At 43.2% G+C, this 19,064-nt stretch carries 18 protein-coding genes; 2 read left to right on the top strand and 16 right to left on the bottom strand.

The annotated features are described in order from the left end of the window. Positions 1-63 precede the first annotated feature (63 nt). Positions 64-1,260, top strand: coding sequence for a cation:proton antiporter (locus JOC33_RS15295; RefSeq protein WP_205093420.1), 1,197 nt, complete (start codon positions 64-66; stop codon positions 1,258-1,260). A gap of 74 nt (positions 1,261-1,334) precedes the next feature. Here JOC33_RS15295 and JOC33_RS15290 read toward each other — a convergent pair whose 3' ends face one another. From JOC33_RS15290 to mscL, 3 genes are all read right to left on the bottom strand, one after another. Beyond that, positions 1,335-2,039, bottom strand: coding sequence for a DUF421 domain-containing protein (locus tag JOC33_RS15290; RefSeq protein ID WP_205093419.1), 705 nt, complete (start codon positions 2,037-2,039; stop codon positions 1,335-1,337). An 18-nt stretch (positions 2,040-2,057) separates the two neighbouring features. Further along, a complete protein-coding gene (locus JOC33_RS15285; protein ID WP_205093418.1) occupies positions 2,058-3,287 on the bottom strand; it encodes a bacillibactin exporter BcbE in 1,230 nt (409 codons plus the stop codon). A 190-nt stretch (positions 3,288-3,477) separates the two neighbouring features. Then, positions 3,478-4,005 (bottom strand): large conductance mechanosensitive channel protein MscL, encoded by a 528-nt coding sequence (gene mscL / locus JOC33_RS15280; RefSeq protein WP_275577003.1) that lies wholly within the window; start codon positions 4,003-4,005, stop codon positions 3,478-3,480. A gap of 60 nt (positions 4,006-4,065) precedes the next feature. Here mscL and JOC33_RS15275 point away from each other — a divergent pair, with 60 nt between their 5' ends. After that, the gene (locus tag JOC33_RS15275) at positions 4,066-4,281 is read left to right on the top strand and encodes a hypothetical protein (RefSeq protein WP_205093417.1); all 216 of its coding nucleotides are present in this window, start codon (positions 4,066-4,068) and stop codon (positions 4,279-4,281) included. Positions 4,282-4,328: 47 nt separating this feature from the next. Here the strand turns inward: JOC33_RS15275 and JOC33_RS15270 are convergent, their stop codons facing one another. The 13 genes from JOC33_RS15270 to JOC33_RS15210 all read right to left on the bottom strand — a co-directional run bounded on the left by JOC33_RS15270 (position 4,329) and on the right by JOC33_RS15210 (position 18,474). After that, on the bottom strand, positions 4,329-7,754 hold the full coding sequence (locus JOC33_RS15270) for a hypothetical protein (protein ID WP_205093416.1): 3,426 nt from the start codon (positions 7,752-7,754) through the stop codon (positions 4,329-4,331). 575 nt (positions 7,755-8,329) lie between these two features. Next, entirely contained in the window at positions 8,330-10,051 is a 1,722-nt protein-coding gene (locus tag JOC33_RS15265) for a PAS domain-containing sensor histidine kinase (RefSeq protein WP_239534238.1), read from the bottom strand. A 3-nt stretch (positions 10,052-10,054) separates the two neighbouring features. Continuing rightward, a complete protein-coding gene (locus JOC33_RS15260; RefSeq protein WP_205093415.1) occupies positions 10,055-10,531 on the bottom strand; it encodes a GAF domain-containing protein in 477 nt (158 codons plus the stop codon). Continuing rightward, on the bottom strand, positions 10,518-11,174 hold the full coding sequence (locus JOC33_RS15255) for a response regulator (protein ID WP_275577002.1): 657 nt from the start codon (positions 11,172-11,174) through the stop codon (positions 10,518-10,520). The genes JOC33_RS15260 and JOC33_RS15255 overlap by 14 nt, the downstream gene beginning before the upstream one ends. Before the next feature lie 13 nt (positions 11,175-11,187). Further along, entirely contained in the window at positions 11,188-11,832 is a 645-nt protein-coding gene (locus JOC33_RS15250; RefSeq protein ID WP_205093414.1) for a sensor histidine kinase, read from the bottom strand. Positions 11,833-11,856: 24 nt separating this feature from the next. Further along, complete coding sequence (locus JOC33_RS15245; protein WP_205093413.1) at positions 11,857-13,365, bottom strand: nitrate/nitrite transporter; 1,509 nt, start codon at positions 13,363-13,365, stop codon at positions 11,857-11,859. A 5-nt stretch (positions 13,366-13,370) separates the two neighbouring features. Then, positions 13,371-13,649, bottom strand: coding sequence for a hypothetical protein (locus JOC33_RS15240; protein ID WP_205093412.1), 279 nt, complete (start codon positions 13,647-13,649; stop codon positions 13,371-13,373). After that, on the bottom strand, positions 13,636-13,944 hold the full coding sequence (locus tag JOC33_RS15235; protein ID WP_205093411.1) for a hypothetical protein: 309 nt from the start codon (positions 13,942-13,944) through the stop codon (positions 13,636-13,638). Before JOC33_RS15235 ends, JOC33_RS15240 begins: the two co-directional genes overlap by 14 nt. Continuing rightward, the gene (locus JOC33_RS15230; protein WP_205093410.1) at positions 13,934-14,143 is read right to left on the bottom strand and encodes a hypothetical protein; all 210 of its coding nucleotides are present in this window, start codon (positions 14,141-14,143) and stop codon (positions 13,934-13,936) included. The genes JOC33_RS15235 and JOC33_RS15230 overlap by 11 nt, the downstream gene beginning before the upstream one ends. After that, the gene (locus tag JOC33_RS15225; RefSeq protein WP_205093409.1) at positions 14,133-14,657 is read right to left on the bottom strand and encodes a Rieske (2Fe-2S) protein; all 525 of its coding nucleotides are present in this window, start codon (positions 14,655-14,657) and stop codon (positions 14,133-14,135) included. The genes JOC33_RS15230 and JOC33_RS15225 overlap by 11 nt, the downstream gene beginning before the upstream one ends. Before the next feature lie 12 nt (positions 14,658-14,669). Then, positions 14,670-15,230: a 4Fe-4S dicluster domain-containing protein gene (locus tag JOC33_RS15220; protein ID WP_205093408.1), complete on the bottom strand. Its 561-nt coding sequence runs from the start codon at positions 15,228-15,230 to the stop codon at positions 14,670-14,672. After that, the gene (locus JOC33_RS15215; RefSeq protein WP_205093407.1) at positions 15,231-17,399 is read right to left on the bottom strand and encodes a molybdopterin oxidoreductase family protein; all 2,169 of its coding nucleotides are present in this window, start codon (positions 17,397-17,399) and stop codon (positions 15,231-15,233) included. After that, positions 17,386-18,474: a hypothetical protein gene (locus JOC33_RS15210; RefSeq protein WP_205093406.1), complete on the bottom strand. Its 1,089-nt coding sequence runs from the start codon at positions 18,472-18,474 to the stop codon at positions 17,386-17,388. Before JOC33_RS15210 ends, JOC33_RS15215 begins: the two co-directional genes overlap by 14 nt. Positions 18,475-19,064 lie beyond the last annotated feature (590 nt).

Raw genomic sequence — 19,064 nt, 5'->3', positions numbered from 1 at the left:
CCATTGTCCGTTATAAGGGGACTAGTTGTTCGTGGAATTGTAATTAGAGGGGGAGACGCTGTTTTGCATACAACGCATTATATTTTGCTGATTTTCGTCGGCTACATTATCTTTACCATTGATAAGAAACAAAAAAACTTTCCTGTTCCTACAATTTTAGTTCTTCTTGGGATAGGCCTTTCCTTGATCCCTTACTTTTCTTCCATGGAAGTGACAAAAGATTTAATATATCATATCTTCCTCCCTCCGTTGTTATTTACTTCCGCATACCGCTTCCCTGCCAAGGGCTTTAAAAACAATGCAGGAATCATCAGCGTACTGGCATCAATTGGTATCATACTTACCGTCATTCTGCTTGGTGCTGCCTTATTTGCGCTCAGCAGTCCGTTTGTATCCATGTCATTTGTTGGATCCTTGATGGTGGCCTCCATTTTGACCCCTACGGATCCAGTTTCCGTAACTTCCATACTAAAGTATTCCACCGGAGATGAAAAAATCGCCGATGTAGTAGAAGGGGAATCGCTGATAAATGATGGAACAAGCATTGTCATTTTTACTGTACTGGCGGGAATGCTGACAGAGGGGAAATCATTCGGCCTTCTTTCGTTTTTAGGTGAATTCCTGCTTGTATCCCTCGGCGGGGTTTTCATTGGAGTCTTGTTCGGTTGGCTTGTAAGTAAGGCTGTTCACTTTACACACAACCGTGAATACCAAGTCATGTTATCTATTGTGTTAGCGTTTGGTGTGTTCAATTTGGCTGAACGCTTCCATTTTTCTGGAGTACTTGCCACAGTGTTCGCTGGGATTATGCTTTCTCTTGAATTTGGTCACACAATCAAGGAAGATAACCTGCGGGACAAACTGGATGGCTTCTGGAATATCATTGAATTGACTGTGTTAGCACTGATTTTTCTTTTAATTGGTATTCAATCTGCCCAGCACCTTGTATTTGGAGCATGGGGCTTTGTATTAATCATTTTTGCACTCTCCCTGATTGTACGTTTCCTAATCATATACGGGACAACCCAGCTTTTCCCTCACTGGAGAAAAGAAATCAGCTGGAGAGAATCAATCATGCTCACCTGGTCCGGTTTAAAGGGAACGATGTCTGTTTATCTCCTATTAAACCTTCAATCCAAAGGATCAGGAGAAGTAGATATGATTCTTTCGCTGGGATTTGCAGCCGTATTGATTTCCCTAGTGGTGCAAAGCCTGGGTGTCTACCCCCTTTCCAAAAAACTCATGAAACCCTCGAAATAAAAAAACACCCTGGAAAAAAATGTTTCTCCCGGGGTGTATGCAGGCCACCGATTTCAATTCTTATCACAATAAATTCATTCATCGCCTGCGAAGCTGATTACATCAGTCTTGGTGTCGATATATACACCGCCTAATTGATCAACCTGAGCAACAATAATGTCTTCGAGCTTGTTGATCCCCCATTGGTTCATTAATTGTTTGACCCAAGCTTTGTCTTTTCCAGCTGCTTTCAAACTGTGCTCAAGCACATTCCCCTGGATGATGAAGGTCTGGGGAATATTCCTCGAAAGTTGGCTTATGTTGACGTCACTTTTAGTAGCCGGCTGGGCGGAAGTCTTCGGAAGTACACTGACAGTCCCATCTGTTTCTAAAACGGCACTGTCCACATCGCTTAAATAAAAAAAGTTCTTTTTTCTTAATTGAAATAACAGCTCATCCACGTTCATCCGTACTTTTGCCATACCATCTTCCAAAATCTGACCATTGTTTATCAAAATAGTTGGTTCACTATTAAAAATTTTTCTGGCTTTAAAGCTTTTCAACGTAGCCATTTCAATCAGGAAAACAAGCACCGCGAACAGCACTAAGGCAAGTAGCCCCTTCCAGAATTCAAGGTTAGTATTGAACGTAATAGTGGCTGTCATGGAACCCAGTGTAATTCCCGCTACAAAGTCGAAGAAAGTCATTTGAGAAATCAATTTTTTATTCAGCGTCCGTGCCAATCCATATAGTACGACAAAAATTACTACCACCCTGCCTGATAGTTCGAGCATATCCATTACTACGCACTCCCTTCTTTAATTACCTGGTTCTGGTGTGACCTGTGGTTCCTCATTAGATGGACGTACCGCAAAAAAAGTAACAAGAACTGCCAGAGCACTGAGGCAAGCCAGAGTAATGTAGAGCCCTCCAGGATATTTTGCCATTAGGATAGCGATGATCGGAGGACCAGCAGCCACTCCCAGAAATCTCATACTGCTGTAAAGGGAAGTGACAGAACCTCTTACGTCTTTTTCCACTCCTTCGGTAATTAGAGAGTCCAGACTGGGCAGGGATACACCGATTCCAATTCCGGCTATGGATAGGAATGCAACCAGCAGCCACAATCTGCTGTCTGTTTTTACGAATAACAGGGAAGCTGCCGCCGCCCCATTTCCTATCACAATTGCCCATTTCATATAAGTCTTATTTTCACCTATTTTCTTACCGCAAATGTAGGAAGCGATACACAAAAATAATAGTGGTATCGCCAGCACCAAACCTTTGTTGACTCCAACGACCTGATATTTTTCTTCCAACAAGGAGGATAAGTGGAATAAAAAACCGAACAACACAAACATATTAATGCAACCGATGATAAATATGGAAAATATCCACCTTCCGTTATGATGGAAGACATCTTTGATAGAAGCCTTGAATTCAGCAAATCCTTTTTTTGGCTCCTCCTTCTCCTCTTTAGGTACCTTCACCAAAAATAGAACCAACAGAATTGATACCAAGGATAGAACTGGAATAGCTGCAAATGGAATAAACCAGATGAGGACGGCTAGTAGAGCACCTAAAATCGGACTTAATACCTTTCCAAACGTATTAGAGGTTTCTATTAAACCAAGCCCTTCACTGACCTCTGTTTCATCCTTGAACATATCCCCAACCGTAGGAATTACAACTGGAAAAGCCCCCGAAGCACCAATTCCTTGCAGAAACCTTCCCACCAGAATCATGAAATAAGGGTTTTCCATTTTCCAGGCGGCATAAGCAGAGATGACCCCGCCTGCTCCGGCAATGATCAAGCTGGGTATAATTACTTTCTTTCTGCCAATTTTATCGGATAAGTAACCGGCTATCGGGATCAAAATGATGGCAACAACAGAATAAACGGTTATGATCAAACTCGACTGGAATGCGGAAATGTTGATTTCTTTTTCGATGATAGGTAAAACAGGTATTAACATAGAATTACCCAAGGTCATCACCAAGGGAATGGAGGCTAATGCTATGAGGTCCCACTTCTTTTTCTTATCCATCTGTTACTCTCCACCTTGCACCTTTATTCATTCCTTCATACCTTACCCTGACTGTATAAAAGAATTATATAAGTTGTATTCTCCCATATGTGTTAAGAACTATTCTGAGGCTGCCCACCAATATATGTAAAAAGCATGCATCCAGCCGATTGAACAGCTGGATACATGCTTTTACTAGTCAAAGGTGCTTTCACCCCGACATTCGACTATAACCTTTAGGTGTTTTCAATAAGGTTCCACAATTGGGACATTTTATTGCTTTGAATGGAATAGAAGTACAGCAGTATGGACATTCTTTTTTCGTCATAGCTGCAATGGCATCTTGATTCGGCTGTTTCCACCGATTTATTTGTCGAACAATCAAAAAAACCGTAAATAGGACAAGTAAAAATCTGACGGCAGCGGTGAGAAAGAGGCCATAGTTGACAGTAGCAGCTCCAGCCTCTTTAGCTGCCAATAAGGATGGATAGTTACCTCCATTTAAACTGATGTACAAATCTGAAAAGTTTATTTTGGCAAGGACCAGCCCAATAGGCGGCAGGAGAATATCCGTAACCAAAGAATCGATAAACCCACTGAAGGCTGCTCCTAACACAATTCCTATCCCCATATCTGCGGCATTACCTCGCTTTACAAACTGACGGAATTCGTGAAATAAGCGAATGATCTCTCCTCCTTTTTCATTTCCGTATAAACATACTATGTACCTATAAGGCAAGCCATGCCGCATAATCTTACCTGAATTCCACATGTTAAAAATAAAAAAGGAATTGATCTTATGCCAGAAGATAGAAATGTGCATGTGGAAACAACCCCACATTTTGACGGAGAAATCGAAAGCATCATTAGTGACCCTGAAGGCAAGCAAACGGGAATCGTGGTCGAGCAATCACAAGAATTCCATCGTCACAAACCGCGCATTAAACTGCAAACGAGCGCGAAAATGAAACCTTTTGAAAAGATGATGAGAGGAAGAAAAGTCGGCAGAGATTAATCCTGGCCAGCCGTCATGTGTTTATCAACAAGAGGGCTGGCCAAGAATTAATCCCAATTCTTAAAGGAAAGCACCAATTGCTTTAATTTCTGTTCAAGCACTCCTGTTTTACCTTGCTTGTTCCGCTGTTTTTGCCACTCGTTATAGCTGGCTATTCCTATTAATGTGAAGCCCGCAAACAGAAGGTAACCCCACCAGGGCATATTTCCCCAGTATGGTTTGGTCTGGTACATCACATTGAATATCAGAACCCCGATACCTACAAAAAAGTAAGCTTTTACCCGGTAATGCATCCCCGCGACTATGGAAAACAACGACAAAACTCCAACTATAATCGCATCGTAAAGCGTGTGGCTTTGTATAGCATCAATCACCAAATAGGCTGTGACAAAAAGTAAAACGGCAAGCTGTACGTAAGCCATGATTTTTTGGTAGTTACTCCACGTACGAGTGCTCAGCAGGACGGAAAGTCCAAGTATTGGAAGCGCTCTTACTTCTGCAGATAACAGACCAGGAATCCACATCTCATAACTGTCTGCGAGTAGATAATATGGAGGCAGTAAACTAAGGAGCGCCATTGTCTGAATCGATTTCTGGACCACCTTCCTCGGAAAACGTTCCACTTGAACGAGAAGCCATAGTGCAAGCATAAAAAACGGGATAATCTGTAACCAGACGGACTCTTGCAAATCAATGTACGTCCCCGTGTAAAAAATATAAAGCAATGCGACAACAGAGTACCAGTCTAAATGGTGGTCTCCTTTTTCATGCCTGTAAAACTGCTTATAAAATTCCCTTCCGATCAAGGTGAGCACAAGATAGCTTGCGATACTGACTGATATTAAAAAGTAATCATTCCATACAAACCTCTCCTGCTCCCATGCAAGAATAGACGCAAATAAAGGCAGTATGGCTCCCCATGTCCATTTTCTGTAATGGAGGAAGTACAGGTTTAACAAAATATAAGCAATGATCGGTATAATTTCCAGTGCTGGAAAAGAGCCACGTTCTATAATCATGGCATATAATCCGACATTGGAAAACACAATCAAATATTCGATCATTCTTCCTTGCCATTCTTCCTGAGCGACTAACCATATGACTGCCATAACCAAACTTGAAATAAACCAGAAATAGGTATCCGGAACGGAAGGAAACAGATGGAAATAAGCGGCATTCGTTACAATCAGCAAAGGTATCATTGTCATGGCTGCATAGACAAATGCTTTTTTCTGCCATTCCCTAAGCCTGATGACAGCGCTATACATAAACAGGAGCACAGGCACTAGCAACAGCAGAGGATTAATTCGTTGAACAAACGTTTGATCTAATAGAATGACCGCTGTCAAAAGAAATGTAATTACGTGTGCAAACCAGAAAAAGTAAGGCTTCCATGCCCGCTTATTACGGCCGTCCATTCGCTCGACCGCAAGGAGTAAGACAGGTGAACCCATTAGAAATGTAATTACTCCCGGGAAGCTATCTAACCTTAACGGAATAATCATGGAAAAATAGAACAGAAAAGTGAGTACAGGGACAATCACCCATAAGATAGACTGTCCTGCCCTATGCACCAGCCATACTGACAAAGCTATTCCAATCAACAACATCATCGGCCTAACGATATATCCATCTATTGGAAATAGACTGGCAAGAGCACACAAGCCTAGCATATAGGTCACCTGTCCGGAGTAGAAAGCAGCGTGCGCCAGTCCTGTTTCCTTAACCCTTTCCCATCCCGCACTTCCAGCCAGTACAATCAGACCCGTCATTCCAAGGTGAGCCGGCCAATGAAAAGCCTGAGAATAGCCAGGGAAACGCTCAAACAATTCAGGGCCAAGGGACAAAAGTGCTGCCGCCATGCTTAATCCATTTACCCAGGAAGCATACCGCCTTAAATTCGGCCTTGTTTTATAAATGATATAGGCTAGCCCACTGCTGACAGCAAGCATAAATGCGAGCTTTAAAAAACTGCTGGAGGCGTAACTGTATAATACGCAAAATCCGATTACAGTAACTGCTGTATAAAAACACGCTGTTTTTATCGGGAGCAGGTATTTATTTTCAGTAAAGATCCCAAGCAGAAGCAATACTGCTGATCCATAAAGAAACATGTAAATGGCCGGGCTTCCCAAATGAAGTATCTGATTGATAACATCCCATGTCTGGAAGCCAGTTACAAATAAGAAGACAGAAGCGAGATACCGAAAAATTTGATGCCGGGTCAGATAGGCAAGCGCGATATAATTAGCGGTGATTATAATGTAACCAAGCAAAAGCAATGTACTGCTGTTTTCCGCCCGGAGCATTATTCCTTCATAACTAATATAAATGAATACGAGGACCGACACTGCTCCACTCGTGTAACGGAACATTCTCGCAATACTCGCTTCTTTTTGTGATGCCATTGCAAACCCCAGGTAAAGAAAACCCACGATGGCATAGACAACAAAATCAACATTCTCAAGCATAGTATTTTCCACAAGCTGGTAGGCCCCATAGGCAAACAGGGACGAAAATACAAATTGATACTCTTTCGTATCATAGACAAATACCATGGCAATATAGATTGCCGCCGTCAGTAAGAGATTGAAGCTATAAAACATACCGTTGTCATAAAAAAACAGCAGCAGCAACGTTGAAATAATCAAATTAAGTTGAGCATAGGCAGGAAGTTCCTTAGTGAATAAAATAAATACTTTTTTGTCTCGTAATTTATAAAAGCTGTAAAGTAAAGCAGCATTGAAACCCATCATTAATAAAAAGAACAGATCGATGGAGATATCAAAAGCAGCCAACCCAAAGCTTACTGTTCCGGACAAAAATAGGTAGGAAACCCAAACAAAGAGACGCGACTGATGTTTATAGGCATTCCACACATATAACGGAAGCGGGAGCAGCGTACCGAGTAAACCCAATATGTATTTTCCTTCTCCTTTTAAAGAGAGGTAGGGACCCCACAACTCAAAAAAACCAATAGCAATAACAGTGATCGGCAGCAATAGACTGCCAAGTGTCAAAAATGCGAAAGCCGTTTTGTCAATCTTAAGCACCTTACTGCCAATTCCACTTAAGACAAAGAAAAATAAAGCAACAAAAGCTATGGAACCTGTCTTCACCTCATCACTCATCTGGTCCCAGTTGCTCGTAGCAATGACAAGCCCGCTGATCAACAGCAACGATACACCAAGAATTAGAGACCAGGTGATATTCCTTTCCCGAATCTGCTCTGGAGTCCGAACTTTCTTCTCCTTTTTAGGCTTTTTCTTAAGTGCCTCCTCTTTGGCAGGTGCTTCAGGAAGCTGTTGCTTAATTTCTCCAGGTTCTGGGTTTGGCTGAATTTCGTGATGTAAATAGTAATCCTGATAGGCAGCCATGAAATAGTCATAGTCATTTTTAGTTATGAATTCTTCTTGGAGCATTTTACGCATTTCATCCCTAACCAGCTTCTTCCTGTTACCGGGCTCCCCCATACTAATCCCCCTCGCTTTAAATAACTTATGTTCCTATTGGTGTAATAATACACTTATGTGACGGGTGATTCAACCTTATCTTACCATTATTTTCATTTATTTTTGGAATATTTTATCAAAAGGTTATGTTAGTTTTTCCTTTATAATAATCAATGCAGATAAACGAAGAGATATACCATCATGGAAGAAACGGGGCTTCGCTGCGGATTGCGTTAGTTCTTCCAATACTTGAAACTTTAAAATTTTCCCTACGTCGAAAAACTTCTTTGCAAAAATTTATAATTCTTAATACATAAAATAATCCGAACGATTTTGTTAAAAATCAGTTCGGATTATATGTATGCCAGACCAACGCTCCGTCCAAACACTTCGCTTTCCGCAGGCACGGCCTAAAGCCTTCTTGGTCATGAAGGTCGCTTGACCAAGTGGATTTTCGACTCGTGCTGCTCCCGCTGGAGACTGCGTATTTGGACTACGCTAATACTATGCGTAAATACTATTCAATTTTAAACGTTCGTTTCTGATACCATTGATTTACTTATAGCCCAGACCTTTATCCAGCCTCAGACGGTTCTTTAATTCGGTATTTCTAAGATGATCTTTGTTCCTTCGCCCGGCTGAGAGTGAATTTCCAAATTCCCCCCGACAGATTTAGCTCTTTCCTCCATGCTGACAAGACCTACGCCGGTTGGAAGACTTTGCATGTCAAACCCTTCGCCTTTATCCTGGATCATGACCCGGATGCCATCATCTAACTCACGGATGGTAACAGAAGCCTCATTGACCCGGGCATACTTACGAATATTCGTCAATGCTTCCTGAATTATACGATAAATCGTGATTTCCACCTGATCACGAAGCCTGTGCCCTAGTACACACTCAAAGTAGACATCAATATCATAATGCTCTGAATAACGGTTTAAGAACGAGCGGATAGCTGGCAACAGACCTAAATCGTCTAATACAGATGGCCTGAGCTCCCATGAAATTTCCCGAACCTCTTCAATCAGCGCAGTAGCTTCGTCTCGAAGCTGGTCAATGAGCGGATGAGTTACTTCCGAACTTAGACGGCTGATTGTGATTAAGTGGCTGTACAGGTTCTGGCCAATACCATCATGCAAATCGCGGGACAGGCGCTTTCTTTCTTCTTCCTGCACATCGATAATTCGAGTCATTGTCTGTTGTAACTCCGCTTCCACACGCTTACGTTGCGTAATCTCTGACCTAATCGCTAAATACTGGTATGGTTTTCCATTATCATTCAAAAATGGCACAATCGTAGTATCAACCCAATAATATGTACCGTCTTTTGCTTTGTTTTTGATTTCTCCTTTCCATACTTTACCGCTGCCGATTGTCCGCCACAGATCTTTGAAAAATGATTTTGGATGATAACCGGAGTTGATGAGAGAATGATCTCTGCCAATCAACTCTTCTTTTGTGTATTTGGACACCTGGCAAAACCGGTCATTGACATAGGTAATGACCCCACGGTTATCCGTAATCGCCACTATCGAAGATTCATCCAGAGCAAATTTCAGATCGACAAGTTCCTGCATCGATTGTTCCAATTCATCAACGACACGCTTAAACTCAGTGATCTCCTTCCGTATCGCCAAGTACTGATACGGCCTTCCTTTATTATCTAAAAACGGAACGATGGTGGTGTCCACCCAATAATAAGTCCCGTCTTTTGCCTTGTTCTTTATCTCTCCGCGCCATACTTTGCCATTAGCGATCGTACGCCATAAATGACGCATAAATGCTTTGTCGTGATAACCGGAATTGATAATACGGTGATCCTGACCAATCAGTTCGTCTTTTGAATACTTGGAAATGTCACAGAATTTATCATTTACATATTTTATTTTTCCCCGTTGATCTGTAATGGCTAAAATTGTCGACTCATCCAATGCAAATTTCATATCCAGCAGTTCATTCATGACTTGCTGAGGGTCTAATCCGGAAATGGAACTGGTAGCGTTATTCCGATTTACAGTTAGAAGGTCATACTGTTTTCCGTGTAATTCAAAGGTATTTTTACGTAAAAAAACAGGAAAGGTCCGCTCTGCTTCTCCAACGCCAAAATGCTGGACAACTGTTCCTTGTTCCAGCACGGATAAGTCAATATCAGGCAATATATTTTGAATATGAAGAGCAGGCTTTTCATTGATGTCAAAAAGCTCCTTTGCTGCTTCATTAGCCGATTGGATGAATCCTTCCCCATTCACCACAAAAGTAGCTTCATCTAAAGTCCTGACTGTTGAATGATGGTTATTATAGTTTCGGACACTCAATGGCTACCCCTCCTCGCCCTGGTTAAAATATTCAGGCAGATGCGATTCTATTTGCCTCTTGATATGGTCTGCCGATCTCTTTTCATCCTCCGTAAAAAAATGCCCTGTTCTGGATGCTATTAACAGCGCCCCTTTTGGAATCCCGTTCCAGTAGAGTGGCAAGGCATAGGCAGAATTCAATTGTTCCGCCAGCATAATCGGATAATCCGTTGATTTTCCAGAGATATTCACGGGAAATAAATTGATTTCCATCGGGCTTCCGGTAGCAATAACCTTTCCGGCAATCCCCTTACCATACCGGATGGAAATATATTTATACTTTTCATTACGATTACCTCGTACAAATGGCCAGGTGATTTCCAAACCTTTTTGTTTCTGAAGGGCAACACCGACAAAATCACATGCTAGTGCTTTTTCCAGTATAGTCAGGTCATCGAGTATCAAAGCTTGCCTGTTTGCTTCGTCTTTATTGAATGCCATAGCCAAGCAAACCTTTTTTCAAAGCAAAATCCACCAGCTCTGGCCTCGTTTTCATTTGGAGCTTTTCCATCAAATTGCTTTTATGCGTTTCCACTGTTTTGACACTGATGACCAGCTTCTCTCCAATCTCCTTATTGGAATAACCTTTGGCAATCAGGGTCAAAACTTCCTTTTCCCGTTCCGATAACAATTGATAGGTGTCTGAGCCGTCCTGCTTCAGGTTACCCAGATACTCCTCCATCAATCGCTTCGTAGCGGATGGGTGCAAATAAGCATTCCCGTTGTAGACAGAGCGAATCGCACTTACCAGCTCATCATGCGGAGCGCTTTTCAAAACACACCCGGAGGCCCCAGCCTGGATGGCACGGAATAGATATTCTTCATCATCATGCATAGTCAGGATAAGAATGGCTGTTTCTGGCAGCTGCTTCTTCAGTTCCAGGGTCGCTGACAACCCATCCATACCATGCGGCATACTGAGGTCCATCAAAATGGCATCGGGCTTTTCCGCCAGCGCTTTCTCGATTCCCTCATTGCCTTCTGATGCCTCCCCGATTACTTCCATATCTTCAAGGGAATTCAATAACATTTTCAGACCCATTCTTACTACAGCGTGGTCGTCGACTAATAAAACTTTAATCAACTGCTATCCCCTCCTAAATTGGCAGAGTAATGGTAACAGTCGTCCCTTTCCCTTCTTCTGAAGAGATATAGAACTGGCCGCCTGCAATCAGCATTCTTTCTTTCATAGCAGCTATGCCAGTGAAACGCTCTATCCCACTCTCCAAATTAAAGCCTTTTCCAGCATCTTTAATTTCTATTTTCAACGATTTTTCTTTCCATGTAAACTGTATTTCAGCAGAAGAGGCATCCGCGTATTTGGCAATGTTGATCAAGGCTTCCTGACATACGCGGAAAACTGTCATACTTCGCTGTTCGGCCATGGTCCGCTCCCTGCCACTTGACTTGATAGCAATCAGCACTCCAAAAGTATCTGTAAACAGCTTTGCATAGCTTTTTATCGCAGCTTCTAACCCAAGTGTTGTTATGGTATTCGGGTAAAGTCCTACTGATAACAAACGTACCTCCTGGATAGTCCGCTCCATCAGGGAAGCCATTTCTTTGGCATAGCTTTTCATGTGAGGTTCTTTGATGCCTGATTCGAGATAGCCAAGACCTGTATAGAGGCTATAAAGGTTCTGGTTGATACCTTCATGGAGCTCAAGCGCTATCCTTTTGATTTCATCTTCCTGCGACTGAATGATATACGAGCACGCATGATTCGCAGCGTTAAGCTCCATTTTCCATCCTCCTCCAATATAAAATCAGCTGAATTCTCTTTTCTTAGCCTCTGTTACGTCACTGAACACGCCAGCATATTGAATCACTTCACCGGAATCGTCTTTGATTGCATTGATAGTCAGCCATTCTAAATACTGGCTGCAATCCTTCCGTTTATTCCAAATCTGTCCCTGCCAGTATCCTTGCTTTTCTAAAGCACTCCACATTTCTTTATAAAATGACTCCTTCTGTTTGCCTGATTTCAGGATATTGGCACTTTTTCCGATTGATTCTTCCGCACTGTAACCAGTCAGCTTTGTGAAAGCAGGATTCACGGCAATGATTTTCCCATTAGTATCTGTCACCATCATACCAAGCGGTGTGGTTTCCATGACCTGATGGGACAATGTAAGTTTATCCTGATAATACATCCAGATAACAATTACGAAACTGGCAAGAGCGATTTGAGATAACGCCATAAAGCCGATTGCGTAATGTCCGGTCAATTGGAACAATGCTGCCAGAATCAACGGTGGGAAAAAGCCTCCCAATCCACCCATCGCTGCAACGATACCATTGGCGATACCTGCCTGCTTCTGGAAATACATTGGGACCAATTTAAAAATAACACCATTGCCTATTCCAGATCCTACGGCAATCGCTAAACACCCTACTCGATACCATTCAAGGGATGGAGCAAAGGACAAAAGCATTGCAGCAAACGTAAATCCACCAAATACGAACATCAGCAGAATCAGCGCGTGGAACCTGTCAGCAAGCCATCCACCTACTGGGCGCATGAATGTAGCAAGGGCGATGAAGCCTGCAGTTCTTAATCCTGCGTCTATTTTTTCCAGTCCAAAGTTCGCGACCAGGAAGTTAGGAAGATAGACAGTGAACGCTACAAATGAACCGAATGTAATGAAATAGAATAAACAGAAAAGCCATAGTTTTTCATTTTTATAGACTCCTTTGATTTGACCGATCAACGGAGCTTTTACTTTCACTTCACGCCTATCACCAAGGAAAAAGTTTGCGATGATGAAAACACCAAGCAGAACCATGTATAACTGTACCGTTACAGACCAGCCAAGAACACCTGCGACTACCGGAGCGGAGAAAGCAGTGATTGCTGTACCAATATTCCCTGCCCCATAAATTCCGTTGATGAACCCGTGACGCTCTTTACCATAATATTTCGGCAAGGAGGTGACTCCTACGGAAAACACTGCCCCGCCAATTCCGAGGAACAGACCGCCAATCAACAAATCATTAAAACTATCAGCGATACTGATGTAATATACGGGGAACATCAATAGAATGAAGCTGCTTATGAAAATCAGCCTCGCACCGAGAAGATTAGCCAGATACCCCATTGGGATACGGAGCAATGACCCGAGAATAACCGGGATGGCAGTTACCCAGGCGATTTGATCCGGGGCTATGGCAATATCCTCCGTGATGAATGGCAAAAGAGATGAAATCAGCACCCAGACCATGAATCCAACCATCAGGTTCATTGTCTGCAACGGTAGTTGAAGCTGTTTTACCATGGTTTTTACTCCTCCTTGTTTCTCACTACATAATATAAACCTGCATAACGATCATAAGCAGACCATTCCTGTTCCGTTTGGCTGACCTCACTTGATAGCGGAACGGCAAAGAAATAATGGTCATCAAAAAAAATGCGGAGGTGGGTCTGATCGGGACAAAGGCCCACGCGCTTGATACGCTTATCAAGCCACGGTGCCATATCTTCTCCCTGTCCACCATGGATACACACTTTTACAGACTCTGCAATATACCGATTCAAATCCTCTTGTCTAACGCGTTCCACAAGTACTGCACCCCTTTGCCGGATAAACATGGAACTGGTAACCTTGCAGCACTTTCCAGAAGGAATCATCTGCATTGGTCTCCAGATGGTCAATGACTGCTTCTTCTGACTTCCAGCTGCTCATTCCTTTCACTTCAGCGACAACGATTTCTGCACCATCCTGGACTTTGTAATCCAAATACCAGTTCAGACGCTGGTTCTTGAACAAATCCGTAAACATCTTTTCTACTTCGGCAGCAAGACCACCTGCCAGTGACCGGATGAAACAAAAGTCGAGATATGTTTCATTTTTCATAACCATTGCCGCCTCCCCTGTTTTTTTCTTTCTTATAAATTAAGATTGCGATCGGAAACAATAAAATGTTTACGCAGGCATATAGAATTGTAATCGCATAGTTTTCATAATAATACTGGTGGACAACCATTTGTGTAAATACGATGTTTAACATCAAAACAGCACTGAGTGCGAGCACTCCTAGATAACTACGCTTCATAACGCTTCACCCTTACTGCAAAAATTGCCCCGCCTTCTACTTTCACTTCAATCCCCGGAAGTGGTCGTCTTGGCGGACCGGCAGTAGGCACTCCGGTGCTGGCATCAAACTTCCCATGGTGGCATGGACAAATCATTTCTTTCTCTTCTTTAACCCAGTAGACGGGACATCTCAAGTGTGTGCATGCATTCTGATATGCGACATATTTATTCTCACTGAGACGAATCAGAATCGCGCTGTCATGTTCGCTTGGAAAATGGAACTTGACGGAATCTCCTACCGCGATGTCTTTTACATCCGCTATTTTCTGATGAGGATATTCTTTATCACCGAGCCCAAGCAGTTCCTTTGCAGCGACAGCTCCCCATGGGAGAGTGGACACTGCGAAAACTCCGGCAGCTCCTGCCAGTGTTTTCATGAACCCTCTCCGGTCCAGCAGCCGTTCGTTGTTCCTGTTAATATTATGGGTGTAGTTATCTTCATCGAATGGGATTTTATTGTTCCGATCATTCATGATAAATCCTCCTTAAAAGAGTTTCTCCGTCCCTTGTAAAATACCAGGGAGATTGACTTTGACGTTAGTGGCGCCTTCTAAGTACGGCATACTAGTCACCCATTTACCATTATCCAGGTCATACTGCTGCTGTTTTCTTTCGATTTCTTCTTCAGTCAACCATTGGAGGGTATTCGAAGGGCATACACTGGCACACATCGGCGGTATGCCATCTTTTGTACGGTCGATACAAAGGTCACATTTATACATTAGGTTCTCTTCTTCATCAAACTTAGGAATACCGTATGGACAAGCAATTGTACAGTTCTGGCATCCGATACATTTTTCTACCAGTGCCGAAAGAACAGCACCTGTTTCATGGATCTGGATAGCCTGGGCTGGGCAGCTTCTGGCACATGCCGGGTTTTCACAGTGCAGGCACATGAGGGGCATAGTCTGACGGCTGACATGAGGATTAACATCATAGACGTAGTTCCTGTTTCGTTGTTCATGCCCGCCGCACTGAGTACAGGCGGCAAGACAGGAACGGCATCCAATACAATTTTCAAGTTCGATGTATAATCTCTTCTTCATTTATAGCACCTTCTTAGGTTCTAGTTTTTGCATTTGCGCAGCACATGCTTTAAATTCCGGCATCCGTGACATCGGATCAAGAGCTGCAATTGTCAGCAGGTTGATAGATGCTTCATGGCCAAAGTGGTAAGGGACAAATACGGTATCTTTGCGGATTGCTTCCGTTATCTTCACTTTATATATGCTTTCGCCCCGTCGTGTATACAATCGCACTCGCTCATCATGGACCATTTCATACTTGGCTGCTGTTTCCGGATGTACTTCCACATAAGGCTCGGGACACATATCTTTTAAAAATTGAATTCTTCTAGTCTGGTTACCAGACAAGTAATGATAGACTACTCGCCCAGTTGTCAGACGAAGCGGATATTCCTTACAAGGTTCTTCTGCCGGTGGCCGGTAAGGCAGAGCACAGATTTTAGCTTTCCCATCAGGGTGATAGAATTTTTTATCCAGGAACATGTGCGGTGTGCCTTTGTCATTTTCATCTTTACATGGCCAGAATACGCCGTCTTGCTTGTCGATTTTATCCCATGTGGCACCATAGTAGTCGGCATAACCTCCTTTTGATGCGAAGCGGAACTCGTCGGCAACATCTTTTGCTGTCTGTAGATGAGAAAAGTATTTTCCTCTTCCCAATCGTTCAGCCAGCTCTACTTGCATTTGCCAGTCTGGCTTCGATTCTCCGATCGGCTCCTGTGCTTTATTGATTTTAATGATCCGCCCTTCCAGGTTCGTCACTGTTCCTTCATCTTCTGACCAGGTGACGGATGGCAAGATCACATCTGCGAATTCGGCAGATTCTGAAAGGTAAAAGTCGGCACAAACCATGAAATCAAGGGATTTCAATGCTTTTCTGACTACATTTAGGTTAGGGGCGGAAACGGCTGGATTCGAGCAGAGTAGATATAACCCTCGAATCGTCTTGTCATTCATCAGCTCAAACATCTCATAAGCGGATACACCTGGCTTCGGCATCTCTTCTGGCTTAATCCCCCACACTTTGCTGACTTCTTCGACATGTTTTGGGTTCGTAAGTTTACGATAGCCTGGCAGTAAGTCGGATTTCTGACCGTGTTCGCGGCCTCCCTGGCCATTACCCTGTCCTGTGAATGTTGCCACTCCTGATTTCGGTCTTCCAATTTTTCCTGTTACTAGAGCCATGTTTGTATAGGCAGAAACATTATCTACACCTTTATGCTGCTGTTCGATTCCGCGTGCAAACATGACGACAGCATTCGGTGCTTTTCCGTAAATTTCAGCTGCCTTGATGATTTTCTCCGGGGCAACTCCTGTTAATAGACTCGTATATTCAGGCGTAAATTCTTTCACAAGCTCTTTTGTTTCCTCAAATCCATTGGTATGTTCATGGATGAAATTTTCATCGGCATAACCATTTTCAATCAATAAGTGCAGGATGCCGTTAGCAAGAGCAAGGTCAGTACCAGGCTTCAGGTCAAGGTGCAAGTCAGCTCGTCTTGCTACTGGCGTTTCACGCGGGTCGACGACGATGATGTAGCCTCCGCGCTCCTGTACATGCCAGACACGGAACATGGATGTCGGGTGACACTCCGCAGTATTACTTCCAGCAATGAACAGGCAGTCTGTTTCATGAATATCCGTCCATGGAAGTGTGGAACCACGGTCGACGCCGAAGGAGCGCAGGAACCCTCCAGCAGCACTTGACATACAGAAACGGCCATTATAATCGATATACCTCGTTCCAAGGGCTACCCTTGCGAATTTCCCTGTCAAATAACACTTTTCGTTTGTCATCGATACTCCGCTGAAAACAGACAGTGTATCTTTTCCATAAGTGGCCTGCATCTCCGTGAACTTCTTCGCGATCAAATCGTAAGCTTCTTCCCAGCTTGCTTCACGGAAGCCTTCTTTTGTTCCTTTCAAGGAAGCATCATCCCTGATAAGCGGGCGAAGTATTCTGTCCTTGTGGTTGGTCTGCTGGTAAGCAGTAACCCCTTTCGGACACATTTTTCCGACGGTCACCGGCCAATCATAGCGCGGCTCGACACCAATGATTTTATTCGTCATCGTATTCACCCGCAGGTTCATTCCGCATTGCATACCACAATAGCTGCAGTGCGTTTTAATCAGCTTTTCATTTGGGTGCCTGACGTTTTCTATTTCACGGAAGAATTTATCCCTTTGCATTCTGATTTGCCTCCTTGGTTTTCACCTCATGGGTTGCGAACCCTGAGAATCTGGCAATGCGGTATTTCCTCCGGCATGGCAGGCATAGTTCCGCAAGGTTGAAGCCGTCTTTTTCCATTGTAAAATCCATTTCGTTCGTTCCCAGTACATTGATTACGTCTTGCGATTGTTCTGTTGATACGAATTCGTCGCCGCATACTTTACATTTCTTCATGGATTGTTCTCCATAATGCTCCCGGTAGTTCCTTGCGAAAACACTGAGCGGGCGGAATGGGATATGGGCAAGCTTGCCAAATGGCAGGTAAATTAAAGTTACTACCACAGAATATTGGTGGATCATGGACATGGCGTAATGACCTGCTCCGTGAAGAAATACGTTCATGAAGGTCAGAATCAGACCGGTAATACTGATGAACAGTAGTAAGTAAAGCGGCAGGAAGTCGTACATGAATTTTTGCTCTGCCCGTGCCTGCATGTTTTTCAGCCGGCGATACAATGCCATACATACTCCGATAATCACCATGATGGCGGTGAAGTTCAACGCATTATAGAAAAAGAAAGCGATGATTCCATCTGCATCTACTGTCATAACGTTTACTCCCATTGCGACAACGGTGTAGTATCCTCCTTCATCCATCGTGAAGTACATCCAGCCGAACACAAGCGGGAAAGTGACAAGACAGGAAAGGATGCAGCCCCACCCCAGCATCACATGCTGAGTCCATCGGTAAATTCCCCTATTCCAGATGAATTTGTAGGTGGCCAGGTGTTCTACGGACGTTTTCGGCGTTGATTTCCGAAACATCAGTTTGATTCCCTTTGTAATGATGATCTTTGTCGGCGGGCGTTCTCCCCAGGCGATGAAGCGGTAAAAAAAGCCGCCAAGGAACACGAACGTTCCGACCATGTAACCATATAGATTCAAGTCCACGTGTGTGAACATTCTCGTTCCAATAAAGGAAAGGATGACGAGCAAGGTGACTGTAGTAAACATTGACTTTGCAAATTTGGATGCGAATGCGCCATTATAGGAATGCGCAACTTTTACTGGTTTTCTTAGAGCAGTTTCTGCCATTTGAATTCCCCTTCTTCCGTAACTCTTGATAATTTAATTATAGTGAGCGGTCGGATTTTCCGTAATCGGGGAACTTCCCTATCATCTGGTGAAAAAACCCTTATCTTTTTTCAAAGTGTAAACACCTGCTTTTTTAGGGCTTGGAAAACTCCGTGGAAAAGAAAAACCCGAACAAATTTCATTGAAATCAGTTCGGGAGTTTTCCGATAAATAAGTTTTGGCACTGCTTTTTCCAAGCACTTCGCTTCCCGCGGGCACGGCCTCAAGCCTTCCTGGTCAAGAAGATCGCTTGACTAAGTGAATCTTTAAACAAAAAAAACTTGCGGAAAACCAAGGGGTTCTCCACAAGCCGAGGACACTTCCTAAAGAAGATGTCGTTTTCAGATCAAAATTTTGATTTATAACATAGATAGGATTGCACCAATTACTACAATCGCACCGATGATCATTAAAATCGTCCGGATCATATTATTCCATCCTTTCTTTTCCACTGACTACTGATTAGATTCCCATAATCGAACAGTTCTTAAACCTAGTTGTCTAAACTGGGATTATATTCCACGGAACGAATGTTTTTTCAAAAGATTTAA

It is taken from the genome of Thalassobacillus pellis, assembly GCF_016908295.1.
In the GTDB taxonomy this organism is placed as follows: domain Bacteria; phylum Bacillota; class Bacilli; order Bacillales; family Halobacillaceae; genus Thalassobacillus; species Thalassobacillus pellis.
This window is presented reverse-complemented; position numbering and strand designations above follow the sequence as displayed.